The 25384-nt window shown below is 42.5% G+C and carries 18 protein-coding genes and 1 pseudogene; 11 read left to right on the forward strand and 8 right to left on the reverse strand.

The features are described 5' to 3' along the window. Positions 1-94: 94 nt before the first annotated feature. On the forward strand, positions 95-220 hold the full coding sequence (locus V7K98_RS28980; protein ID WP_442940441.1) for a hypothetical protein: 126 nt from the start codon (positions 95-97) through the stop codon (positions 218-220). On the opposite strand, the gene V7K98_RS25135 is transcribed toward V7K98_RS28980, so the two are convergent. Further along, a complete protein-coding gene (locus V7K98_RS25135) occupies positions 211-1509 on the reverse strand; it encodes an ABC transporter substrate-binding protein (protein ID WP_335026858.1) in 1299 nt (432 codons plus the stop codon). The two genes, V7K98_RS28980 and V7K98_RS25135, sit on opposite strands and share 10 nt — an antisense overlap. A gap of 153 nt (positions 1510-1662) precedes the next feature. Here V7K98_RS25135 and pilM point away from each other — a divergent pair, with 153 nt between their 5' ends. From pilM to V7K98_RS25170, 7 genes are all read left to right on the forward strand, one after another. Beyond that, the gene (pilM, locus tag V7K98_RS25140) at positions 1663-2769 is read left to right on the forward strand and encodes a type IV pilus biogenesis protein PilM (protein ID WP_335026860.1); all 1107 of its coding nucleotides are present in this window, start codon (positions 1663-1665) and stop codon (positions 2767-2769) included. Positions 2770-2773: 4 nt separating this feature from the next. After that, positions 2774-3550 (forward strand): PilN domain-containing protein, encoded by a 777-nt coding sequence (locus V7K98_RS25145; protein WP_335026862.1) that lies wholly within the window; start codon positions 2774-2776, stop codon positions 3548-3550. Next, entirely contained in the window at positions 3547-4314 is a 768-nt protein-coding gene (locus tag V7K98_RS25150; RefSeq protein ID WP_335026864.1) for a pilus assembly protein PilO, read from the forward strand. The genes V7K98_RS25145 and V7K98_RS25150 overlap by 4 nt, the downstream gene beginning before the upstream one ends. Positions 4315-4471: 157 nt before the next feature. Continuing rightward, positions 4472-6559, forward strand: a complete 2088-nt coding sequence (locus V7K98_RS25155) for an AMIN domain-containing protein (protein WP_335026866.1) — start codon at positions 4472-4474, stop codon at positions 6557-6559. A gap of 782 nt (positions 6560-7341) precedes the next feature. Next, positions 7342-7626, forward strand: a complete 285-nt coding sequence (locus tag V7K98_RS25160) for an HU family DNA-binding protein (protein ID WP_334831925.1) — start codon at positions 7342-7344, stop codon at positions 7624-7626. A 26-nt stretch (positions 7627-7652) separates the two neighbouring features. Then, entirely contained in the window at positions 7653-8711 is a 1059-nt protein-coding gene (gene cobD / locus V7K98_RS25165) for a threonine-phosphate decarboxylase CobD (RefSeq protein ID WP_335026869.1), read from the forward strand. 112 nt (positions 8712-8823) lie between these two features. Beyond that, positions 8824-10278 carry a dihydrolipoyl dehydrogenase family protein gene (locus V7K98_RS25170; RefSeq protein WP_335026871.1) on the forward strand — a complete coding sequence of 485 codons (1455 nt, stop codon included), beginning with the start codon at positions 8824-8826 and terminating at the stop codon, positions 10276-10278. Between the two features lie 144 nt (positions 10279-10422). Here the strand turns inward: V7K98_RS25170 and hetF are convergent, their stop codons facing one another. The 4 genes from hetF to V7K98_RS25190 all read right to left on the reverse strand — a co-directional run bounded on the left by hetF (position 10423) and on the right by V7K98_RS25190 (position 17285). Then, a complete protein-coding gene (gene hetF, locus V7K98_RS25175) occupies positions 10423-12948 on the reverse strand; it encodes a cell division protein HetF (protein ID WP_335026873.1) in 2526 nt (841 codons plus the stop codon). A 1657-nt stretch (positions 12949-14605) separates the two neighbouring features. Then, on the reverse strand, positions 14606-15421 hold the full coding sequence (locus V7K98_RS25180) for a type 1 glutamine amidotransferase (protein WP_335026892.1): 816 nt from the start codon (positions 15419-15421) through the stop codon (positions 14606-14608). Between the two features lie 89 nt (positions 15422-15510). After that, entirely contained in the window at positions 15511-16848 is a 1338-nt protein-coding gene (locus V7K98_RS25185; RefSeq protein ID WP_335026875.1) for a Mur ligase family protein, read from the reverse strand. A gap of 215 nt (positions 16849-17063) precedes the next feature. Then, positions 17064-17285: a hypothetical protein gene (locus tag V7K98_RS25190; protein ID WP_335026877.1), complete on the reverse strand. Its 222-nt coding sequence runs from the start codon at positions 17283-17285 to the stop codon at positions 17064-17066. A gap of 126 nt (positions 17286-17411) precedes the next feature. Here V7K98_RS25190 and V7K98_RS25195 point away from each other — a divergent pair, with 126 nt between their 5' ends. After that, a complete protein-coding gene (locus tag V7K98_RS25195) occupies positions 17412-17999 on the forward strand; it encodes a thylakoid membrane photosystem I accumulation factor (RefSeq protein ID WP_335026879.1) in 588 nt (195 codons plus the stop codon). A 240-nt stretch (positions 18000-18239) separates the two neighbouring features. Next, positions 18240-18848, forward strand: a complete 609-nt coding sequence (locus tag V7K98_RS25200) for a hypothetical protein (RefSeq protein ID WP_335026881.1) — start codon at positions 18240-18242, stop codon at positions 18846-18848. On the opposite strand, the gene V7K98_RS25205 is transcribed toward V7K98_RS25200, so the two are convergent. Continuing rightward, a complete protein-coding gene (locus V7K98_RS25205; RefSeq protein ID WP_335026883.1) occupies positions 18838-22725 on the reverse strand; it encodes a PAS domain S-box protein in 3888 nt (1295 codons plus the stop codon). The two genes, V7K98_RS25200 and V7K98_RS25205, sit on opposite strands and share 11 nt — an antisense overlap. A 394-nt stretch (positions 22726-23119) precedes the next feature. Between V7K98_RS25205 and V7K98_RS25210 the strand changes: the two are divergent. Next, positions 23120-23509, forward strand: a pseudogene (locus V7K98_RS25210) (IS1634 family transposase); the annotation flags it as partial. 308 nt (positions 23510-23817) lie between these two features. Here V7K98_RS25210 and chlP read toward each other — a convergent pair. Together chlP and V7K98_RS25220 are read right to left on the reverse strand one after the other, a co-directional pair. Continuing rightward, a complete protein-coding gene (gene chlP, locus V7K98_RS25215) occupies positions 23818-25038 on the reverse strand; it encodes a geranylgeranyl reductase (RefSeq protein WP_335026887.1) in 1221 nt (406 codons plus the stop codon). 68 nt (positions 25039-25106) lie between these two features. Further along, positions 25107-25265, reverse strand: a complete 159-nt coding sequence (locus V7K98_RS25220; protein WP_335026889.1) for a hypothetical protein — start codon at positions 25263-25265, stop codon at positions 25107-25109. Between the last annotated feature and the right edge of the window lie 119 nt (positions 25266-25384).

Genomic DNA, 25384 nt, shown 5'->3' on the forward strand with positions numbered 1-25384 from the left:
GGGAATAGGGAATAGGGAATAGGGAATAGGGAATAGGGAATAGGGAATAGGGAATAGGGAATAGGGAATAGGGAATAGGGAATAGGGAATAGGGATGAGGAGGAAACAACCAATGCCCAATGCCCAATGCCCAATGCCCAATGCCCAATGCCCAATGCCCAATGCCCAATGCCCAATGCCCAATGCCCAATGCCCAATGCCCAATGCCCATTACCTCTGATTCCACTCTTGCGCCGCATCTTCTACAGCTTTATCTACAGTCTTCTGATCTAACATTGCTGCTTGCAAATTCTCGTAAATGGCTTTTTGCAGTTTGTTGAAATCCTTCAAACTAGGGGTTAATATTTCTGCCTGTTTTAGTTCTTTAGCACTCATAACTCGCGCTTTTTCTATTGTTGAAGCATTAGCAGGAACATTTGTAAAGTAACTATCAGACAATGCCTTGACTGTAGAAGGTAAGACATTTGCAGCTTTGGCAAAGGCTAACTGATTTTCGTCATTGGTGAGAAATAACGCAAACTTCACAGCGCTGTCTGGTTGTTTGGTGTCGCGGGGAATAACTATATTCATCACCGCGACATTTTTCTTACCTGTGTCACCCGTGAGTTGAGGCGCTATTCCTGTAGCTTGGGCGATTTTTGGAGCATTATTAGCGATCGTTTTCAGAAACTCTGGTCCCGAAGCTAGAAACACAGTCTCTCCAGATTGATATAAATCGATCGCATGGCGATGTCCTTGCGTCAAAGCCTCTTTAGGAAGCAATCCTTTTTTATACAAGTCTACCCAATACTTAAACGCTGCCTTACCTGGTGCTGAATTAAATGCCGCTTTACCATCAGTATCTATTAAGGTAACTCCCATTTGCACGAAAGATTCCAGCACTTCACCAGAATCTTGCGGTACAAACGTCACAAAAAAAGCATATTTCCCTGTCTTATCTTTAATTTGTTGCGCTACTTGTGCCAATTCTGCGTAGGTTGCAGGGACTTTATTGATACCTGCCTGTTTTAATAAATCAGTGTTATAAATGGTTAACCTTGTGGTGAGATACCAGGGAATCCCAAAACTCTTGCCATTAAGTGTAGAAGATTGCCAGATATTCGGCAGATAGGAGGAACGTACATCTTTTGAGACTTTTGCATCTAAATCTAACCAGGCATTTCGCCCCGCAAGCTGGGAAGCAAAACCCGGATTGAGGTTAACTACATCAGGTGGCGTTTTTGCTGAGACGGCTGTTAAAATTTTGTTCTCCATAGCCGCCCAAGGTACATCTATCCAGTTAATCTTTATACCTGTATTTTGCGATTCAAAATTCGCAATTAGGTTTTTGAAGTAGTCAGTAAATTGAGGTTGTAGTTGCATTGTCCAAAACTCAATAGTTGCTACTCCTGAATTAGCTGGTTTTGTATTTGTACTAACATTAGCTGTGCTGCAACTTACAATCCAAGTGGTTAATAAGCCAAGCAGTCCTAAAGCAATAAGTTGTTTAAATTTTCGCAATTGAATCATTTTCCCAGTAATTTTACGCTTGTTCAGTGTGAAAAGCTTAGACAGAATTGTCGAGATTATAGGCTAAATAAATTATGCGTAGTGACGTAATATATTACGCTTCTACCGACAACAAATTTAAATTTTCAATTTAGCAGTCCATCGGACACAACTGTGGTACAAAAATTCACTCGTCTGTTTAGTAAATCGAATAAAGGGGTCGGCATTGAACTTGCTCCCGAACGGGTAAATGTAGTTCAGCTACGCAAACAGCGTCAAGGCTTGAAACTAGAAACCTTTACATCAGTACCAGTTCCAGAAGGCGTAGTTACCGATGGTCAAATTACTGACCCCGCAGCAATGGCGCAATTAATCCAACAGGCGCTAGCTGAAAGCAAAATCAAAACTTCTCGTGTTGCTACTGGTGTACCAGGACGAGATTCTATCGTTCGGATTATACCAGTACCAGCAGAGTTAGATGAGAAAGAACTGCGAGAAATGGTACTCAACCATGAAGCAGGTTTATATTTACCCTATCCTCGTGAAGAGGCTGATGTAGATTATCAGAAACTTGGGTATTTTGTAGATGAAGATGGCATTGAAAAAGTCCATGTACTTCTAGTTGCCACCCGCAAGGAGATCACGGATACCTATATCAGTACATTCGAGCAGGCAGGATTACAAATTGATGTTTTAGAAATTAACAGTTTTGCTCTAATTCGGACTATCCGTGAGCAACTGCGACAATTTGGGCCACAAGAAGCAGCAGTACTAGTCGATATCGAGTTCGACAGTACAGAAATTGCCATCATTGTTAACGGAGTCCCGCAATTTTCGCGCACAGTCCCAATCGGGACTTATCAAATGCAAACTGCCTTAGCAAGGGCAATGAGTTTACCCACATCACGAGATATGGAACTGTTATACGGAATGATGATTCCCCCAACTTCTATAGACGGCGGAAAAACCGGCGTTACCGAACTCGATCCTGGTATGGCAGCCATATTGAGAGTGTTGGGAGAACTAACAGATGAACTGCGCCGTTCCATCGATTTTTACCTTAATCAAAGTGAAAATTTAGAGGTAGCGCAGATTATATTAGCTGGCCCAGGAGGTGGACTCCAACAACTAGATGAATTCTTTACCCAACGATTAAGCTTACCAACTACCCAAATAGATCCAATTGGGTCTTTGTCCTTGGAAGTTGACACTGACAAATATCCACAGGTGCAACGCTCTGGCTTGGCGATCGTACTTGGTCTAGGAATGCGGGAGGTGTAATAAAATGTATAGCCTAGATGTTAACTTTCTTAAAGACCGCCCAGCATATCAGAAAAAACCTGAGAAAAAAGGAGGAATATCCCTAAGCCTGCCTACAGGGAATTTAACACCAGTATATATAGGAGTTGCTGTAGGTATAGGTCTTCCAGCTTTATTGGGAGTTAGTTGGTTCTTGTTGCAAGGGAAGATTGTTGAATTAGATGGTCAGATAGCACAACTAGACCAAGAAAGCAAGAGGTTAGATACAGAGATAGGAAATCTGAACAAAATCAAAGCCGAGACTAGTGCAGTTAAAGGGGAAACCCAAGCTTTAGTTACTGTATTTGACCAGATTCGACCTTGGTCAGCAATGCTGCAAGATTTGCGCGATCGCATCCCCGCAGCAGTGCAAATTAAGACCATCAAGCAAATCCCACCCGTTGCAGTAGTGGCAGGTCAGCCACCAAACAATCCCGCCGGGGGATTAGAAATTACCGGATTGGCTCGTTCTTTTAACGATGTCAATGATTTCTTATTGAGTTTACAACAGTCTCAGTTTTTGAAGTCTACAGAAACCAGAATTATCACGGCAGGATTAGTAAATGCCCCTTTACCTCCAAGTGTGGGTCAACCTCCTAATGGTGTAATAATTAAGCCACCACAAGTAGTTGAATACACCATACAATCGAGCATGAACGATGTTCCAGCTTCCGAATTAATCCGGGAGTTAGAAAAAAAAGGCACAGTGGGGTTAGTAACTCGAATTCGTAGTATCCAACAAACAGGAGTCATTTCAAAATGACGCTGAGTGATGATTTAAATTTTGCCGAACAAGGTGGGGAATTCGGGCAGGAAACGCCACCATCCACCATGCTATTTGGTATTGCCTTTACACCAAAAATCATTGGAATCTTGGTAGGGGTAATTGGTTTAGCGGGAGCAGGTTATATTTTGGTAAGTCTGCTGATGCCAGCTTGGGAAAGCTATCAGCAGCAGCAAGCAAAAAGTTCTGAATTGCAAGGGCAAATTCAGCAAAAAAAAGCCAACATCAAACAGATTGACAAACTTAAAGACGAACTAGCACAGGCAAAACAGCAAAAAGTTCAGGTTTTAGGTTTATTTGCTAACGAAAAAAGCTTAGATACATTGTTGTTGGATTTGAACCGCTTAATTGAGTCTGGCAATACTACAACTTCTATTAGTACGGTGAGAGCGAAACTGGATAAATTTACGCCAGTTTCCCAAAAACCAGAACCAGTTACCGATGGAAGTCTAGGACTACAGGTTGACAACAAGCTAAAACGCAGCAGTATCAATGCCCAAATTACAGGAACTTATGAACAAACACAATCGATAATTCGTAACATTGAGCGGTTACAGCCATTGTTAATAGTTAAAGATTATCAATCAAGTTTGGCTCCAGCCGAAGCAATATCTCCATTAGATAAAACATCGGCACAGGTTGGGCCAGCAGCGATTAATACATTATTCCAGTTACAAGTATTGATGCCACTTAGTGCAGAAGAAGTAGCCGCCGCAGCTGCTAAAGCTACCCCGAAAAAGTAGTTAGGAATGAGCAATTAGGAGTTAGAAGTTAGGAGTTAGGAGTTGTGAATTGTGAGTTAGGAAATTTTATTCCTAACCATTCACTCATAATTTCTTACTTTTGGCTCACTACTCAAAATTCTTTGTAAACAAGGTTTTATAATGTGAGGAATGAACTGTGAAACAGCTTCACGGTAATAGTTTTATATTGGGTACTGCCGCTTTTGTATTTTTGGCAGCTCAACCAGTTTGGGCACAAATTAGTCAAGTTACTAATGTACAGCTAAATCCAGTTAATGGTGGAATTAGCGTTGCTTTGAAAACTTCTTCAGGGTCTCGCCCCCAAGTTTTCACTACAAAAAGAGGCAAGACTTTAGTTGCAGATATTATCAATACTCAATTACGATTACCACAAGGTAATAGCTTTCGTCAAGATACTCCAGCGCCAGGAATTGCATCTGTCGAAGTTAGTCAGCTGGATGCTAATAGTGTTCGGGTGACGGTAACGGGCAGCAACAATACACCTGAGAGTCAACCGGTGGTGCGATCGCAAAATGGCATTACACTCAGCTTTAGCCCATCTACAGGCACTACAGCATCAGCACCAACAGCACCAAGACCAACAGCACCAACAGCCACATCCCCAGTGGCTTCTACTCCACCAGCCCAACCTGGTCAAAAACCAGATGTTCTAGTTCCCAACCCAGAAGTAACTATTGACGGAAAACCAGCACAAGCTGCTGGGCCGGGTCAACCTCTGAATCAAGCTCCACCTTTCTTACCCAGAGCCGTTGCCCCACCAGTGGGAGATATTGCTATTTCCGCTACCGATGCGTCTCCTAGCACCATTGACTTAGGAACTCAGGAACGTGTACCCCGCCTAGTACTGCGAGATGCGCCAGTGCGTGAGGTTTTATCATTACTTGCCCGTGCTGCTAATTTGAACCTGGCTTATATCGGAGGTCAAGCAGGTGGTGCTGCACAACCAAGTTCTCAAACTATCTCTTTAGATATAGAAAACGAGCCAGTACAAGATGTGTTTAACTACGTCTTGCGTTTGAGTGGTTTAGAAGCTAACCGCAGCAATCGTACAGTTTTCGTTGGGACTAAACTACCTAATGCTACCCGTGACATGGTTATGCGTAGCCTGCGGCTCAATCAAGTGACAGTGGGAGTCGCCCTGAACTTTTTGGTCGGCTTGGGCGCAGAAAGTGCTGTCAGCCGCGAACGGCAAGTGACTAGTGTTGATGCTGTAGCCGTAGGTGCTGGAGTTAGTCCCATCACCCAAACTCAGACGACCACGGAAAGCAGAGTTGAAACTCAACGTGTTAATTTTACAGACTCTAGCCCATTACTTAGAGGTTTACAGGCATTAGGAGATGAGCGCACCAATTCCCTTACCTTAATTGGCCCTCCTAGACTCATTGAAATTGCAATGGCTCAACTAACTCAGCTTGATATTCGTCGTCGTCAAGTCGCAGTTAACGTCAAGATTATTGATGTTAACCTTAATAAAACCGATGACTTTAATACCAGCTTTACCTTTGGTGTTGACAACACCTATTTTTCCAATAGTAACGGGTCTGCAAGTTTAAACTTTAATAATGTAAGCTCCTTCCCCAGACGTTTTATTGCTAATTTGACGGCTCAGGTACAAAATCGCAATGCCAAGATTTTGACTGATCCAACCTTAATTGTCCAAGAAGGTCAAACAGCTAATGTCAAGCTGACCCAAGAGGTAATAGGAAACGTTAAGAATGAAGTAACTCGTGGTGATGGTACTTCTACACAAACAGTAACTACCGAGAAAGCGGAGGTAGGATTAACTTTGGGTGTCAAAATTGACCGGATTGATGATAATGGTTTTGTTTCTCTGTCTGTAGCTCCAGTTGTAAAAGCACCGCAATCTTCACAACAGATTGCTGTAGGAGACAGCAGTCAAACAATATTTCTAGTATCTGAACGCTCTCTAAATTCTGGTTTGATTCGCCTGCGAGATGGTCAAACACTTATTCTTAGTGGCATCATTCAAGATGAAGACCGAACAACTGTTAGCAAGATACCTATTTTGGGTGATATTCCACTGATTGGAGCATTATTTAGAAGAACAAATAAAGATAATCTGCGCAAAGAAGTGATTGTGTTGCTTACACCTCAAATTATAGATGACACAGAGAACTCGTCTTATGGCTATAACTACGCCCCCAGCCCAGAAGTGCGGCAAATTCTTGAGCGTCGAGGCTTAAAAATTCCTACTGGGCAATAAGGATAGTCTTATTGTGTCTTCATAGTTTACTCAAATAAAAAGGCCTCACTCTGGTTTGACTACGTAAAACCTGTCCCTCTCGGAGTCGGCTACGGTGTACCCCAAGTCTTTGGTGAGGCGATTTGTTGTTAAGTCTTATATCCCCTAAGAAACCTCACCCTGGTTTTACTGCGTAAAACCTGTCCCTCCGGTCTACACACAAGTCTAATTACCCCCCTTAATCCCCCCTTGGAAAGGTGGGAAACAAGAGAATTTCTTTCCCTCACCTTTCTAAGGGGAGGGTTAGGGTGGGGTAATTCAAGGACTGGTAGTGATTCGATAACTTGTGTGTACACCATAGCCTTACTAAGGAAAGGGATATCCTTTCTTGACAGGGTGAGATTTTTCTTTTGTTTTGGGTATGAACCTTAATAACTCTTTAACATCGGTAATTAATCCCAACAATACTAACTATGTCCCACTTCCACAATGCCCTGTTATCTTGGCTATTGTGGTTGTCACTAAGTATTTTTTCCTACTTTTGGGGTGGTTTTTAGTGAAGCAAGTACCCTAAAATGACAAAAAATCCTGAAATCTATATAAATTAATGGTTTCATCTATCCACATCAGGCTACAACGCCTTAGAATGATTCATTGAAAAGTCGAGCCGATGGGATGTACAGCCGTTTTGAGTAAAAATACTCCCAAAGGATGATTTTTGTATTCACGCGAACAAAGATTTGAGTACAGATGTACCAGGGTGCATCCGAAAAGAATCTCAAGTAAACCTTCAGGAGTTTGATATGAACAAGGGTGAATTAGTTGATGCCGTAGCTGAAAAGGCTGGTGTTACCAAGAAACAAGCGGATCAAGTCTTAACTGCCGCTTTGGAAACCATTATTGAAGCGGTTTCATCTGGTGATAAAGTAACATTAGTGGGATTTGGCTCATTTGAATCACGGGAACGTAAAGCCCGCGAAGGTCGCAACCCGAAAACAAATGAAAAAATGGAAATTCCCGCTACGAGGGTTCCTGCCTTCTCCGCAGGAAAACTGTTTAGAGAAAAGGTAGCACCCCCAAAAGTATAGATTCTGTCTTTGGGAACTTTTTTTTAATGCGGCAACCTGCACATGGGGGAAATTTAGCCTGGGCAGCAGCACTGGCTGGCTGTCCCCCTGATGCTATTCTGGATTTTTCTGCTAGCATCAGCCCGTTGGGGCCTCCAAACAGCGCGATCGCTGCTATACTGTCCCAAATTGGTAATCTTAAGCACTATCCAGACCCAAACTATAGTGAACTGAGACTAGCTCTCAGTCACTTCCATCAACTACCACCTGAGTGGATTCTGCCGGGTAACGGCTCCGCAGAATTACTCACTTTAGTAGGTAGGGAGTTAGCTCAATTAGCCGCGACAATTTTAATCACTCCAGCCTTTGGTGACTACTACCGAACCTTAGCAGCATATAACGCTAATGTGCTGGAGTGTCCTTTGTCCTTTGTCCTTGGTCATTGGTCATTGGTCATTGACCAAGGACAAATGACAAATGACAAAGGGCTATTGTTGAATAATCCCCACAACCCAACCGGAAAGATATTTTCACGGGACTCTATTTTGCCCTACCTGGAGCAATATGCTTTGGTTGTGGTGGATGAAGCATTTATGGATTTTGTGCCGCCTAGTGAGGAACAAAGCCTGATTCCGGTGGTGCAGGAATATGCGAATTTAGTAATATTGCGATCGCTAACCAAATTTTACAGTCTTCCAGGATTGCGATTAGGATATGCGATCGCACACCCCGACTGTCTAGCTAAATGGCAGCTATGGCGTGACCCCTGGCCCGTAAACACCCTAGCGGCGGCGGCAGCAATTGCCGCCCTCCAGGATACGGAGTTTCAGCAGCGAACCTGGGCATGGCTACCACCTGCACGAAACCAACTCTTTCAGGGTTTAGCTGAAATACCAGGATTGCAACCCCAAGCAAGTGCTGCTAACTTTTTATTAGTTGAGTCCCAAGAGTCAATTTTGCAGTTACAGCAAAAATTACTCAAGCGTAACCAGATTTTAATCCGTGATTGCCTTAGCTTTAAAGAACTAGGCGATCGCTTTTTCCGGGTTGCTGTACGTGAAGAGTCCGATAACCAACGCTTACTAGCAGCCCTGAGTAGGGATTAGGGATTAGGGAGTAGGGAGTAGGGAGTAGAGCAAGAAGAACTATTGATTTTTCAGCGATGCCCCATGCCCAATGCCCCATGCCCAATGCCCAATGCCCAATGCCCAATGACAAATGACAATTGACTACGATGTTGTAATTATTGGCGGCAGTCTTGCCGGATACTATGCTGCCCTTGCTGCAACCAAACTGCGTGCTACAGTTGCCCTGGTAGAACCTAAAGTAGACTACGGGTTTACTGCTCACCATGTTCTTACCGAAATTGGGAAACTGGCACAGAAGTTGAATGATGCCGCCAGTTTTGGTATTCACGCCACACCCACTGATACCTCAAAAGAATGCCACATATCTATGGCATGGCAAGAAGCCATGCTATATGCTCAATGCGTCGCCTCAAATCTCAAAGAACAGCATTCTCCCGCCATCCTAGCTGCGCTGGGGGTAGATATTATCGTTGGCAGTGGTCAGTTTCAATCTTCACCCCAATTAGCTTTTGCTGTTAACAATCGCCTACTACGCGCCCGTACCTATTTGCTGGCCAGTGGTTCGCGTCCAGAAATTCCAGAGATTGAAGGATTGGAAGCCACTGGCTATCTAACCCTATCTAATATTTGGCAATCTTTACAGGGAGCGACATTACCCAAAAATTGGGTAATTATCGGCGGAACTCCCCAAAGCATTGAAATCGCCCAAACTTTAGCCCGGTTTGGTTGCAGTGTGACTCTGATAGTCAAGCATCCATATCTTCTACCCAGTATTGATCTTGAGATAGCTATATTGCTTCAGGCACAGTTAGAAGTCGAAGGTGTGCGTGTCTTTACTGATACACCAGTGACTCAAGTGAGGCTAATTGAGGGTAAAAAGTGGATTCAAGCGGGGGATAAAGCTATTGAAACGGATGAAATTTTAGTTGCTACTGGACAACAACCAAATTTTGAATCCCTAAATTTGGCAACAGTAGGTGTGAAATGGCATCGCCGTACTTTAGTAGTGAATGATAAGCTGCAAACTACTAACCACCGAATTTATGCCTGTGGTGATGTAATTGGTGGTTACGACTTTCCCAATATCGCTAATTATGAAGCAAAAATTGCTCTGAATAATGCACTCTTTTTTCCCAGGTTACGAGTAAATTATCACTCCATTCCTTGGGCAATGTTTTCTGTGCCGATGGTGGCGCAAGTGGGTTTGACAGAGAATCAGGCAAAACGCCTATTTAGTCGAGATGAAGTTTTAGTTTTTCGTCAATATTTTAAAACAGTTGCAGCAGCCCAAATTCGGGACGAAACCACTGGTATATGTAAATTAATTGTGCTACGCAACGGCGAAATTTTGGGGGCTGCGATATTAGGCGCAGAAGCTGGAGAATTAATTAATTTGATTGCCTTAGCAATATCCCAAAAAATTAAAATCAAAGATTTAGCGAATTTATCTCCTGTATATCCCAGTTTCTCAGAAATTCTCGAACAAACTGCAAGAGAGTGGAGTAAGCAGAGTTTAAATAGCAATATTGCTTTACAAGAGTTTTTAGAAGGCTTCTTTCATTTCCGGCGCAATTGGAATTTGTGAGTTGGACTAAATTTTTAGTTAGGGACTTCCAACAAATAAATTATCTAATCTTGTGGGGTAGGCATCTTGCCCGCCCTCTTTAACTGGGCGGGCAAGATGCCCACCCCACAGGAAATAGTTGAGTATTTTTTATTTGGAAGTCCCTTATTCACCTTTTTCCTGAAGGAGCGATCGCCAATCTGCGATCGCCTTTTCTGTCCACAGCCAATTTTTAGCTAATTTATCTACCTGAAAATTGACTGGATCGGACTTGAGAACCATAAGCCGCAACTTAATCGCTTCATTAAGATACTGTGTCTGCTTACCATTAGATTGACTAAGTGTAGATTTATACAATCCGAGAGCTAACCCAGCATAAGAAGTTAAAGCATCTTCAGCAACTGCTGTTTTTGAATCTGGCTTTTGTTCTTTGAGAGCTAAATTCAAAGCCTTGAACCAAGAGTCATTGGCTCGATTCAAATTGCCTTCTGCATAATAGGCAAATCCTAAAGCGTTATTATACAAAGGCGATTCTGGTTTAGCTTTTGCAGCAGTTTCCCAGTAACGGCGGGCATCATCAACACTATAATTATTGTCTTCAGTTTGGATCGATTGCCAAGCTAATCGCCCCTTATAAAAGTTGACGGATGGATCGTCAGCTTGCTTACCTGGAATCAGTTTCAGGGCAGTTTCCGCCGCAGTTAGTGCGCCACGATTGAGTAGTTCTTCTACAGCTAATAACCCACTTTGTAAGTCACCCTGGCTCAATTTTTCTGTAGCAGTCGTGGTGACAATTCTGGTGTCTGCTATCTGTAAGTCGATATTTTGCTGCTTTTCAATGCGTGAAGATTCAGAGGAAATTGCTGGGATGTTAGGTAGAGTTAGCTGCTGGGAGCGATTTTGCCACCACCAATTTAAAGCGATCGCAGTTACTAACGCACTAATTCCCAAAATACCCATAATTGGCAATAGTTTGCGGCGTTGGGTACGATGTCTGGCTGGGAGTGGTTGCGATGCCTGGGTTGGGTTATGCCTACGCGAAAAATCAGAATTTTCTAACTTTCCTTCAAATTTTCCAGTAATTGGAGGTGGCGGTGCTGGAACTTCTCCCCATAAATCTCCTTCCTCTTCCAGAGAATTCATTTCTTCTGAAACCTGGCTTTGCTGAAAATTATTTTCTGGAGTTTGCTGATCGAGTTCAGTTGGAATTTTTTGGTTATCTAGCTGACGAAATAAATCCGAAACTATAGCAGAATCTTCTTCATAACTTGGGTCATCATACTCAATTTCATCAACGAGATCACCCCAAGTATCCTCACCCAGCCAGTCTAACCCAGAAGAGTCCCGCGCCATACCAGAAGGAATCATTTCTTCCATTCCTAAAGGCATATCGCCATCATCTGCCATAGCGGAGTACATCGTGGAAGTGATTCCTAAAGGCGAACTATACTGGTTCCGTGATTCTGCACTTTCGGATAACTCAGTTTCTTCACTGAGAAAACCGTCAAATTCTGGTTGGAGATATAAAATCGGTAATGCCCAGTACATCTGGTGAGAACCATAAGCAGAAATTAATCCTTGGCGCACCCGACTAACGCACAAATCTACTGGATATCCTTGACTTAAATTGCGGTAAAACAATTGTGTCAGTGTCAATGCCACTTCATCAGGAATCCGTTCTGACATCGCTAGAACGCTTCTAATTCCACGCTTCACCAGACTTTCTGCCAAGTTACGTTCACCAGTATCTCCAGAGGCATCACATGCAGCTGTGTACGCCCCCAAGCAGGAATTAAACACTGCCATTTGAATATTATTATTGACGAGCAAGCCTGCTAGATCGTCTCCACTTAAGACTTCTGTTAAGCCGGTTCTGCCACTAACAAGATAAATTTCTCCACCATTGCCGCCTAAGTTACTATGACCGGAGTAGTGAAGAACATGGTATCTACCTTGTTCTAAAGCTTGGGTTAGTTCTTCTCGTCCTGGTTGATCTAATACAGTGAGTTCAATTTCTGGGAAATGATTGTTACCTTCAGCAAGTCGTGATGTTTGACGCTGAAGTTCTTCTTGCAGTTTAATCGCTTCCTGCTTTTGTAAGTCAAGACGGACTTGATCTGAGGGAGAAGCAATTACCATCAATACTTTCACAATTCCTTCTTCTCGTGGTGTGAAAGTATTTCGCGTAGGCGTAGCCCCCCGCAGCGATCGCAAGGGAGAACCCCCCAAAATGCCACTTTGGAAGCGAGAAAAAGCCACATAAGGCCCAGTAGCCAGAGGGCGATCGCCTGCGTGCATTACTTCCCAAGGTAGACGAGCTAACCTCGTGTCTTTTAGCCCCAAACGCAAGCGTAGTACTTGTTGGTGATTCTGGGCAATACCTTGGGCGGTAATCCAACTATCTCTAAGAGTGCCTTGAAATAAAGCGTTATAAAATTGTTGACCCAATGCCACCAAATTAACAGAGTTTCTGGCGATATTGCTTTCATGCCCACCAGAAGCAAATGGATCTCCCTGCAACACCGACTTCAATGGATCATTCATTAAATGCCCAGCAGCTATCAACCAATCAGTAACAGGCCAAGTCACCAATTCTTCTGCCAATGGTACCCCAGGCGCGACTTGTTCTGTCCGCACCAAGTAGTCATTTTGTCCTACAGGAGTTACCGAAATGTGGAATTCCTGGGTCACAGTTTCTTCTGTCTGCCTCCTAAATCTGGTTTGAAACACGAAAGTTTCAAGTCGATTTGCTCCCTTTGATAACTTAGATGCATCCCACCTCTGAATGTTTCTGATTCGGTGTTGTTTTGCTTTTTCTGCCTTTACAACTTTATCCGGATCGGATTACTTGGATCTAGAACATTTAATTGGTAGATGCACCTTGATCTTCAACTCCCCTAGCTGGCTAACACCCACTGGGGGTTTTTTTATTTTGGCCAACAACAGCAACTTTTGATGCAGATATTCTCTACCAGAAAATAATCCTTAATCCTAGAATACTTGATTTTTAACTCCCCCAATTGAGTTAATATCTACTAGAGTTTTTTTGGCATATCTTTCTAGTAAATTTATCCGGGTATGGTGTTCAACCTGAGAATATTTAATTGGTAGATGCACCCTGATAACTAGCTCCCCTGGTTGGCTAACACCCACTGGGGGTTTTTTTATGAAGGAAGTAAGCAGCAATCATTTCTGACGCATCAAATTTTTAAGGCATAGCACTGGTTATTTAATTGGTAAATACACCCTGATAACTAGCTCCCCTAGTTGGCTAACACCTGTTGGGAGTTTTCTCTGGTAAATGCTAATTTATCCGGTAGATTGCTCTTTAAGAGTCTTTGGCTTTTAATCCTTATGGAGGCTACCACGTTCCAAATTCGCGCCAGTAGCCCAATAAGGATCGTTTACAGATAAAACTTGGAAACAAGATTCTTCAGAATTTGAACTTAAGTTGCACCAATGCCTGATAACTAACTCCTCTGATTGCCTAACACCTGCTGAGACTTTTTTTTTGGTGAGCAAACAGCAATAACTTCAACCTCTGCTAATTTATCCGGTAGTTACCCATTCACTTTAGAAAAGATTAATGGTAGATGCACCCTGATAATTAACTCCCCTAGCTGACTAACACTCACTGGGGGTTTTTTCTAGTTGTATAGGCGTAGTCCTTCGTAGACATCGCCATCAACCTGATTTTTACAATTTTTCCCGGAAGATGCTGGCTACCCGTAGAAAAGATTAATGGTAGATGCACCCTGATAACTAACTCCCCTAGTAGACTAACATCATCTGGGGGTTTTTATTTTAAATAATAACTAGCCTTTGTGCAAATTTGTCCGGAGTATGACGTTTAAGCTAAGAACACTTAATTGGTAGATGCACCCTGATAACTAACTCCCCTAGTAGACTAACATTCTCTGGGGGTTTTTTTTAAATAATAACTAGCCTTTGTGCAAATTTGTCCGGAATATGGCGTTTAAGCTAAGAACATTTAATTGGTAGATGCACCCTGATAACTAACTCCCCTAGTAGACTAACATCCTCTGGGGGTTTTTATTTTAAATAATAACTGACCTTTGTGCAAATTTGTCCGGAATATGGCGTTTAAGCTAAGAACATTTAATTGGTAGATGCACCCTGATAACTAACTCCCCTAGTAGATTAACATCCTCTGGGGTTTTTTTTTGGTTATCGCTATAGCATTTGCTGCTCATTCAATCCCTGAATCGCTTTCTTTTTATTGTGGGCTAGAGATGCCACACCAAAATGATTACTATGATATCTAATTCACATTCTTAATATTTTTTCTATATTTTAGGAGGTAGGAGGCAGAGTGCCTCCTTCAAGGTTAAACTTTCGCCGCAGCAACACTTGGTAAACTTACTTTCAACCGCTTAAACATCGCTTCCCGCGCTTGTACAGCAAGATTATCATCTAAAGGTGGCAATGCGATCGCTTCCCCATACTTTAACCGCAGTGCTGTTTGAATTAACCAGTCGGCGACGAAAGGATTTTTTGGTAACAAAGGGCCGTGAGAATAAGTAGCGATCGCATTCTGATAAAATGCTCCCTCTGTCCCATCCTCTCCATTATTTCCCAAACCGTATACCACTCGCCCCAATGCTTCCACTTTTCCTAGCTTGGTACGTCCGCCGTGATTTTCAAAGCCTACCAAATATGGTGTGCTACCCGTCATCTCTTTTAAATCTTGCGCGAGACGTGATGCTGTAACTTCAATTACCAAGTTACCAATACAGCGCTTAGTATTTTCACCAGGATGGACGGAAACTAAATCGAGTATTCCTAAACCATCAATCCGTTGTCCCAAGGCTGGTTCATAATAATGTCCCAGTAGTTGGGGTGAACCACAGGTAAAAACGCCTGGTGTGCCATTTTCGATTTTTTCACGCATTGCATCAGCTTTCGCGCCTTGCAAATCACGCATGACAATTTCTTGCTGACGATCTTGTGCGCCACCGCCAACTATGACATCTACAGTTTTAATATCTGCGGCTGTACTATTTTGATCTAGGGGTAAGATTTTAACGTCATATCCCCGCCATTGAGCGCGACGTTCTATAGTAATTACATTACCGCGATCGCCATAAGTACTCATCAGCGTCGGATAAAGCCAACCTATTGTTAATTCCTGTTGAAAACTCATAAATTTTGGAAATTGGGAATGGGGCATGGGGCATGGGGCATGGGGAATGGGGCTATGAAAAAACTCTTATCCAATGCCCAATGCCCAATTTAAAGAATTTTTCGGCCAGTTAAAACTTCTCGAACTTCTAACATGGCTGAGTAGGTCGGTAGAATATGCAGAGTTTCATTGTCTGGTGTATGCTCTAATGCAGTTGCGATCGCTTGTCGCAAATCTTCTTCTACAATTAAATTTATGTTACTTTCAAGAGACTTTTGGCTGTAACGTAGGCGTAGTGCCATATCGTAGAGGCGATCGCCACTCACTACTAAAGTCCCGCCACGTTCGACTAATTTTTCGGTATCCACGTCCCAAATCCACGATACATCAGTGCCATCGGGTGTGCGATCGTTTAATACTAACAGTGTGGTTTTATCTGTGCTTTGAGTTACTACGCGAATGGTTTCATTCGTTCCCACAGGATTTTTTGATAACAATATCCGCACTCGTTTACCGTTAATTACTAAATCTTCTGCCCGACCAAAAGCGGCTTGGAAGTTGTTAATAGTATCTCTAATTGTCGCTTCATCAACTCCTAACTCAATAGCTGCAGTTGCAGCAGCTAAGGTATTATATTTGTTATACAAACCAACAAGAATTTGTGACCACTCACTACTTTCTAAAGTCGGTTTACTTTTAGTAAAACCACACTGAGGACAAGTAAAATCTCCCAAATGAGACAAATAGACACCCTTGTAATCTAGAGAATGTCCGCATTTGGGACAATAGATAGAATCGACTGCGTGAGGAATAGCTTCTAGATAATTTGCTGGTTCATTCAAGCCAAAGAATAACACCCGTTGCGGTAACTGCTGACCGAGATTAGATAAAGTTGGATCGTCAGCATTAGGAATTACCACCGTTTCTGCTGGTAGGGTAGAAATAACTTTTGTCCAGCGCTTACTAATTGTATCTACTTCGCCGTACCGATCAAGCTGGTCGCGGAATAAGTTTAAACAGAGAATGATTCGCGGCTGGAGTGGCTTTAATACTCTTGGGACAATATTTTCATCAACTTCTAAGATGGCGTAATCAACATCTAGCGTACCTAGTAAATTGGTGCTGTCTAACAGTGTCGTCATCAAGCCATTTTCTAGATTTGCACCTGTAGAATTATGAGCGACGCGATAACCCTTGCGTTCTAAGATTGTACATAAAAGCAGTGCTGTAGTGGTTTTGCCGTTAGTACCAGCAATTAAAATTACTCCGTTTTTAACTTGCTGACTCAATAATTCTAAAATTCGGGGTTCAATGCGACGAGCAATTGAGCCTGGTAATACACTAGCAGCACCCAGACGGAGCGATCGCACTATAAGCGTCACAGTTTTTGCCACTGACACTGCGAAACCCAATCGCAGCCTATCTATGAATTTAATTTTGTTTCCCACATCTGTACCCTAGTCTTCTGGCGTTGCTAATTGAAAGTATTTAATTGCAAATTTAACATGCGTGAGTTTAGCGAATCCTGACTAAAAAAGCCAGCATCAAAATTAAGATGGGAACCTCCAAATAAAAAAATACTCAACTACTTCTTGTGGGGTGGGCAACATGAGCGCCTTTGTATATGGGCGGGCAAGATGCCCACCCCACAAGATTGGGTAATTTATTTGTTGGAAGTCCCATGTGGGAAATGAGGGGGCAGGGGAGAGTTAGAATCTCGTTCATCCACCTTGGAACTCCGTTCATCCATATCAGAACTCCGTTCATCCACCTCAGAACTCCGTTCATCCACCTCAGAACTCCGTTCATCCACCTCAGAACTCCGTTCATCCACCTCGGAACTCCGTTCATCCATATCAGAACTCCGTTCAACTTCATCATCCACTTACGAGAGATAATCTCAGTAAGCGTTATTTTAAAAAATAGTGCGTGGGCGTAATTACATATCCAGCCCAGTTTCCCGAATTCAGTACAAACTCACGACAAGTAGTAGCTTGCAAGGTTCCTTTTGATGAATAGCACAAAGTTTCTTTTTTTTAATAAACAAATTACTGGCTGGGGAGGTTGGTTGTCCAAATGCCTGGTGTTGCTTGCAAGTCTTTTTATTATAAGTACGCAACCTGCTCATGCTGGTCTTGATAATGATTTATATGATGGCAACATTTTTGTCGTTTATGCTGGCAACGGCTCATTGGTTCCTCCCAGACAGACACTCGCACAAACTTTAGCGGAACATAAACCAGTATTTTTGGCTTTTTATTTGGATGACAGCAGCGATTCTAAAAGATATGCCATTTCTATCTCAAGGGTACAGGAATTCTATGGTCAGGTAGCAGAGATTATGCCGATTAATGTAGATACTATCCCATCTAAAAAAACCTACGAGCCTACAGAACCAGGATATTACTACTCTGGGACTGTTCCTCAAGTGGTGGTGTTTAATAAATCAGGTGAGGTAGTTTTGAATAAAAAAGGTCAAGTACCTTATGAAGAAATAGACGATCAATTCCGCAAAATCTTTGATTTATTACCACGCACCGAAACAGCACAGCTAAAGCGACGAGCCTTCAATGAGTTCAGTAGTGAGTTAGCTAGGTAACTTACAGCAGATTGCAACAGGCGTGAGGTACAGATTATCGTAGGGGCACAACATGTTGTGCCCCTACCCGTGTACTTCATTTACCTCGAATACGCTGTAATGGGGCTAGACCAAATTGGTCTGCCCTCATTTTTCGTGCTATCTGTTACTACATTTCTGCCGATGCCAAAGCATAATATTGAAATATCTGTGTTAATCATTTAGAAAATTAATCTCTAGTCCCGTATTGAGTGTATTCTGATGTCAAAGGTTTACACCACCCAGGAGTTAATTCAAGTTTTGGCAGCCGAACGCCAAGCTTGCCTCAATGGAAAACGCCTAAAGTTAGAAATAACAGCCTCTGGCAATCCTGTAATTGACCAGTTTATTAGAACTGATGGGCTGCAACAATTCACAGCTTATCAAGATTTCAAAACCGCGATTCACGATTATCAAAAAGAAAATCAGGTTTCAGGTATTATCTGGCGGGAGGTGACAGTTAAAGGTAAAAACTTGAGCTATCCCGAAGTAAATACTGATTTAATAGCCCTCCCTAATGACTTAGAGGTATTAAAAGCTGCTAAAAATTCTATTGTAGAATTTTGGTATGAAGTCTCTATGGGGATGGATTTATACTTGAGTTTCAATAATAGTAAACAATACGAACAAATTCTCACATCTGATGTAGAAAGAATTGTTCAGAGAACAGAATGGGCAAGTTTATGTAAGTGGGAAAATTCTAGTTTTTTGGAAATGATTTTGCAGCTAGGATGGGGTAAACCAGAAGAAGCTTACTATAAAAGAGGCAGACCGGGTTCGGGTAGTGAATATATCCATGCAGTCAATCCTGGTAATCGCCCTATTGGTTGAGCGAATTACGAATTAGTTTATCGATCGCAGTAGCTAATTCACCTGAATCTACAGGTTTAGGTAGGTGTTTTTGAAATCCTGCTGCCATTGCTTGGTTGTAGTTGATTTCTCCAGCATAAGCTGTAAGTGCGATCGCCGGAATTTGCCCCCCTTGCTCTGGTGGTAATTTTCTCACTTCGCGCAGCAACATATACCCATCCATTAAGGGCATTCCAATATCGCTTAACAGAATATCTGGTTTTGATTGCATTAATATTTCCAGGGCTTCGGCTGCTGATTCAACTGCGGTTACAGTTGCACCATATTGTTCTAGCGCAAAGCTAAAAAATTCTCGCACATCAGCTTGATCGTCCACAAGCAATATTTGGACTCCAGCCAGTAATGTGTCGTCAGTATTGAGTTCTGCTTGAGAAGCCTCATCACTACTAACTCGCAACTCAGAATTTTTTAGCAAAGGTAGTCTAACTGTAAAAGTAGCCCCTTGCCCTTCTCCCAAACTCTCTGCCTGAACTGTACCACCGTGAAGTTCTACTAGATGGCGCACAATTGCTAGTCCTAATCCTAGTCCGCCAAATACTCTGGTTGTCTTAGCATCTGCTTGGCGGAAGTAGTCAAAGACGTAGGGTAAAAATTCCGGGATGATTCCTTTACCAGTATCAATCACCTGGATTTGAGCATCTAAGCCAACTTGCTCTAGACGCACTTGTACAAGTCCTTCTGTGGGTGTAAATTTAACGGCATTGGAGAGGAGATTCCACATTACTTGTTGTAAGCGATCGCTATCGCCGAGAACTTTGCCGATATCATTACTTAACACCGTTTTAATTTCAATTGATTTGGCTTCTGCTGCTAAACGCACTGTTTCTAGTGCAGATGCGATCGCTATTTTCAAATCCACTGCATAAAGGTTTAAGCTGACCTTACCTTGCAAAATCCGCGAAACATCAAGTAAATCGCCAATTAATTGGGTTTGTAACTTGGCATTCCGCTCGATTGTTTCCAATGCCCGGATTTTAGTGGGTTCGTCAAAATTGCGGGTTCTGAGTAACTTTGCCCACCCTAAAATCGGATTCAAGGGAGTTCGGAGTTCATGGGAAAGGACAGCGAGAAATTCATCTTTAATACGGTTGGCTGTCTCAGCTTCCGCCCTGGCGGTTTTTTCGGCTTCGTAAAGTTGAGCGCGAGCGATCGCTTGCGCACACTGCTGTCCCAGTGTCAACATAAATCCCTGGTCTTCTTCGTTAAATATTTGTCCAGTGGTAAAGCTTAATCCCAGTGCCCCAATTACTTTACCTTCTGCGATCAACGGAATGGAAGCCCAAGCATTATTCCCCATAACTGTCACAACATTTGCTAAGTCGGGATATCTAGCAATCATGGCTGCTAAATTTTCTAAAAAAATCGGCTGCCCAGTTCTGACTGTTTCTGCTATTTGGTTAGGTGATGTGATGGGAAAAGTTGCCCAAGTATTTATAAGGGTTTGGGGATAGCCAATTGCTTGCACAACTTTTAGGGTAGTATTCCCCTCAGTAAGTAAGACAATGGAACCACCAGTGGCTTCTAAGGCGGCAATGCCTTGGTTTACCACTACATTGGCTACCTGTTGGGGAGTTAAGGCTTCGGAGAAGGCAGCAGTTATTCTTTGTAAAAGTATGGTGCGATTCACAGACCTTTCAGCTGCCTGTTCTGCCTGTTGAGTTTCTTGGTAGAGTCTGGCGTTGTCGATGGCTGTGGCCGCCCGACGAGCAATATCTTCTGCTAAAGCCAAGTCTGTCTGTTGGTAGTATCGGCCTGACTCGGCTGTGAAAAAGGAGATTGCTCCAAATAATTGCCCACGGGAACGAACTGGAATCACCATTAAAGAACGAATACCCAGGCTTTGCAGCAATTGCAGATGTTGAGCGTCTTCAGCCATCTCTACAAGATTAGAGTCAGATAATTCGGAGTAAAAGGCAGATATTCCTCGCTTTAGCTGTTGCAAAAGCAGTTTGGCTCTAGCTTTGGGTCGATAACGCCGTCGAATTTCGTCTAAAATATTTACTTTGCTGGGATCGGCAATTGCGATCGCAATTTGTCTACTTGACCAATCTTCCTGAAAAACATCTACAATACACCAGTCAGCTAATGTAGGAACTGCTAGATTAGCCACGTTTTCTAAAGCAATTTCATAATCTAATGAGGCAGCTAGTAAGGTGCTGGCCTCGACTAAAAATTGTTGTGTCGTTTCAACTTTTTTGCGTTCGCTAATATCTTCAATAATCCCTAATGCATACTTTGGAAGTCCATTAGTATCCCAAACTGCTGATGAAGTTAGGTTTACCCAAAGTATAGAACCATCTTTGCGGATGTAGCGCTTTTCTAAAGAATAACCGCTAATTTCTTTTGCTAAAACTCGTCGAGCATTTTCCCAATCAATTGCTAAGTCGTCAGGGTGGGTAATTTCTTGAAAGTTTAATTGGATTAACTCTTCAGGGCTGTACCCAGTAATTTCGCATAGGGCAGGATTAACTTGAATAAATTGTCCATCCAACGCTACCAGAGAAATGCCAACAGCTGCCTGGTTGAATATTGCCCGGAACTTTTCTTCGCTTTCTCGTAAAGCTACTTCTGTTTGTTTTGCTGCTGTTACATCTGCCAAAATAATCCCAATTCCTACCGTTTCGCCCATTGCGTTGTTGACTGGGTAATAGTTGCCCAACCAGTAGCCGTAACGTGCGGGTTGTTCCCGTGTCTCACCGCTAATTTCTACATTCAGCAGAGGTTCTCCAGTATCCAAAACGTGCTGCAACTGTTGCTCTAACTCAGCCGCCATTGCTGGCAACACTTCCCCAAATTTACGTCCTAAATGTTCTTCTATAGTCAAACCGTTAATCTTAGCAAAAACTTGATTAATTCGGATATATCCCAGTTCCCGATCCAAAAAGCATACGGCAACAGGTGCAGCTTCTAGGAGTGCATCTAGAAGAGATAGAGATTCGGCATAATGAATTAGAGCCTTGTGGCTATCTCGATAAAGTCGGGCATTTTCTACTGCTAAGGCTGCACGATGGCTAATATCTGTTGCTAAAGTAAGGTCAGTGCGATCGTAGCGACGCTTTGATTCGGCAGTTACAAAGCTGATGCAACCGAGAACTCGCCCTTGTGCAATTAACGGCACAATCATTACAGACTTCATTCCCAATTGCTGAAGAATTTCTAAATGTTCCTGATTCTGAGTACTTGCCACTAATAGCGAGTCAGATATCTCTGAAATTAATTCGCTTTGCCCAGTTTGCAGCACTCTAGTAATCGCACTTACACCCTTGTAATCTGTCGTATATTCCTGAAGTTTACGCGCTAACTCCGCTTTTAATGGGTCTGCATGGGCAATGGGTAGACGACGAATGGAACCATCTTCATTTAAAATATCGACGCTACACCAATCAGCTAGTTCGGGAACTGAGATTTTGGCAATTTGTTCTAAGGTTTCTTCATAATCTAGTGAAGTAGATAGGACGCTACTAACTTGCGCGATATGGCGGAGTCTTTCTTCAGTCTGTTTTTTAGCAGTCTTTAATTCTTCACAGATGATACTAAAGAGCAATCCTTGTAATGTAAACAAGCCAATTCGCACAGAATTAGATAGGTCAAAACTCAATTCATAAGCTGGCGAGAGAAAGAAGTAATCGCTTAGTAATGCAGACAAGAAAGTTGCTAATAGCCCTGATTTCAAACCACCATACCAAGCACTCACCATTACAGCGCTGAAAAACAACAAGAAAGGTGTTCCACTCATGCTTAACCAGGGGTTTAGCATCAACATTAGCACTGATGTCAATGCAACAATTAATACAGTATTGCCGTAACGCAGTAATTGGGAATAATTAATATCGGGCATGAAAATGTCTGAGAACAACCAATATTGATTGCAGAGGCTGTATATACCTTAAGCTAGGTTGCAAATTTTAGTAATTTATCTCTAGATATATTTTTTGGTTAAGTATTATAGCCCTGATTCCGCACCCAGAACTGTCACACCGCAATTAAATGGAGCTATCTAGTACAAAAGAACTAATTTTTGTGAGAGTTTATCAGAGCTAAAATAAGAATAATTCCTTTTCAGTTCGGCTGGGTGGACAACTAATAAAAATAATAATTATTCTCATATAAGAGAGGATGCTATTAGCATCCTCTCTTCCTGTGATTGTAATTCGATAATGATTTGATTTTGTATAATCAACTCAAATTTCCCGCACAAATTTTGAACAAAAATGTGAAAATTTTAACTAGTCAGCTACGCAGGCATAGAACAAAGATGTTTAGTAGTACAAAGCCAGATGAGAAGAAAATCAGATTTACGTAAATTATCACAAACTATTGAAAAATCTCTCAAAAGTGCTGAAGCCAAACTAAAAAAATTATCCCAAGAGAAGTTTAGTTGTTCATCTGACGCGACCAAGGCTTTATCAAAAATATCGAAATTATTTAAATACCATCAAGTATATTTGATTGAAATCACCGAAAATTTGCCATCTAAAAAAGATGAGAAACAAGACAAATATTATCAAATTTCTGCAAGTGTCTCAAAAAACGAAAATGCAATTGATATGGAAACTACAAGCGCTGGACGTTTCATTATTGCCACAAATGTTTTAGAATCAACCGAGTTAAGCAATGATAACAAATGCATACTCCGAAATAACAAATGCGTTTTAGCTTTCTTATGCCAGCTTAATGCACCGCGAATCTTTGGTGGATGAAGTTTTTCCGACTTGTGTGTACACCGTTGCTTGTAAAGGAGGGAAACCGGAAAATCCAGTTCCCTCCCCAATATATCGGGGAGGGTTAGGGTGGGGTAAGGCGGATCGTGATGGGAAGTGGATAAAAATATATGTTGTGGGGTGGGCATCTTGCCCGCCTTGATTAATCAGCGTGCAGGATGTCCACCCCAAAATTGAGTAAATTATAATTCCCAGTCCTTTACCCTCAATTAAGGTGCAAGGGCATTACCCCGAATTAGACTACCAATAGTTTTAGCAGTAATTTTCAATTGGGTAATGGGATTAGCTGGGACAACCGTCTTATACAGATAGCTATCGAATGTTAGCCGTTGTACATCGAGATCATCGCACATTTCCACAAATGCTTCGCGGGTGGCGTTGGAACGATAGAACACAGTTTGCAGAATGTCCAGCACCTTGTAAGTGAGTCCATATCTCTTATCCCAACGCTTCAGGTAAACCTTGAGGTCGCCTTCTGTAGGAATGCGGCTACCACTGTTAGATGTTTCCACAATGGTTTCAGCACACATCCGCCCAGATTTAGCGGCAAAATAAATACCTTCACCAGAAGACTTGGTAACATAACCAGCAGCATCTCCCACCAAAGCGATGCGACCAACAACACGACGGGGACGGGGATGTTCGGGAATGGGGTGGGCTTCGACTTTAATGATTTTACCGCCTGCCAATTTTTCGGAAGCACGGGCACGGATACCAGCTTGTAATTGTTTAATGCTGGCTTTATTGACGTGCATCGTGCCAGTACCGACAGCTACGTGGTCATGTTTGGGGAAAACCCAAGCGTAGAAATCGGTAGAAACGTCATCACCGACATACATTTCGGCGAGGTCGTTATAGTAGGCCATTTTGTCTTCAGGTAAGCGAATTCGCTCTTGGAAAGCGATCGCATAATTGTAATCCCCAGCGTCCATTTCTTTAGCAACGCGAGAATTAGCCCCATCTGCCCCAACGATCAAATCCACCTTCAGAGTTTTGGCAATACCTTGTGATATGCCATCTGTATGGTCAATGTAATGGATGGTATAGGGATCAGTATTGTTTCCTGGTATATCGAGTTTATGAACAGTGGCATTAATTAAATTTGCGCCGACTTTTGCCGCGCGATCGCGCAAAAAGCCATCTAGCACTTCCCGGCGGCACATTCCTATATATTCATCTTCATTTACCAGATTGATATCTACCTCCCGATTAGAAGGTGAAATCATTTTCATCTTCCTGACGCGGCGATCGATAATCTCTGGTGGTAAGTCAAATTCACTCACCATACACAGGGGAATTGCACCCCCACAAGGCTTTGCATTGTCTAGCTTCCGCTCAAACAAGTAGGTTTCAATCCCAGAGGCTGCCAGTGTTTCTGCGGCAGATGAACCAGCAGGGCCTGACCCAATAACAGCAACCCGTAGTGTCAAAGGTCTTTCTCCCAATCTTCACATTTACCCAGAGCATACTACCACGGTCTTTCTAGTGATTTAACGGTTTAGCTCCAGGTTTCTGCACAAATGCAATATTCCTTAATGTTTCGATATGAAGTGGGCATTGGGCATGGGGCATTGGGCATTGGGCATTGGGAAGAATATTGCCTAGTCCCCAGTCCCCAAATATGCAGATTTCCTTGTTCGATTCTTTTACTAGACAAATTAGTGCCGCAGCAATTACCGGATTTGAACCTCACACGACTTGAAGTCGTGTGATTCCTGCTTCAACGATCTCCGCTTGGATTGCACCAAGACTTACAAGTTCTCCACAGGCGTTTAG

The organism is Nostoc sp., from assembly GCF_036917435.1.
GTDB lineage: Bacteria > Cyanobacteriota > Cyanobacteriia > Cyanobacteriales > Nostocaceae > Nostoc.

Coding starts and splice junctions, on each gene's coding strand:
- V7K98_RS25160 (WP_334831925.1), top strand. CDS start 7,342: ATGAACAAGGGTGAATTAGTTGATGCCGTAGCTGAAAAGGCTGGTGTT.
- V7K98_RS25200 (WP_335026881.1), top strand. CDS start 18,240: ATGTCAAAGGTTTACACCACCCAGGAGTTAATTCAAGTTTTGGCAGCC.
- V7K98_RS25135 (WP_335026858.1), bottom strand. CDS start 1,509: ATGATTCAATTGCGAAAATTTAAACAACTTATTGCTTTAGGACTGCTT.
- V7K98_RS28980 (WP_442940441.1), top strand. CDS start 95: ATGAGGAGGAAACAACCAATGCCCAATGCCCAATGCCCAATGCCCAAT.
- V7K98_RS25150 (WP_335026864.1), top strand. CDS start 3,547: ATGACGCTGAGTGATGATTTAAATTTTGCCGAACAAGGTGGGGAATTC.
- V7K98_RS25205 (WP_335026883.1), bottom strand. CDS start 22,725: ATGCCCGATATTAATTATTCCCAATTACTGCGTTACGGCAATACTGTA.
- cobD (WP_335026869.1), top strand. CDS start 7,653: ATGCGGCAACCTGCACATGGGGGAAATTTAGCCTGGGCAGCAGCACTG.
- V7K98_RS25170 (WP_335026871.1), top strand. CDS start 8,824: ATGACAATTGACTACGATGTTGTAATTATTGGCGGCAGTCTTGCCGGA.
- V7K98_RS25145 (WP_335026862.1), top strand. CDS start 2,774: ATGTATAGCCTAGATGTTAACTTTCTTAAAGACCGCCCAGCATATCAG.
- V7K98_RS25195 (WP_335026879.1), top strand. CDS start 17,412: ATGAATAGCACAAAGTTTCTTTTTTTTAATAAACAAATTACTGGCTGG.
- V7K98_RS25180 (WP_335026892.1), bottom strand. CDS start 15,421: ATGAGTTTTCAACAGGAATTAACAATAGGTTGGCTTTATCCGACGCTG.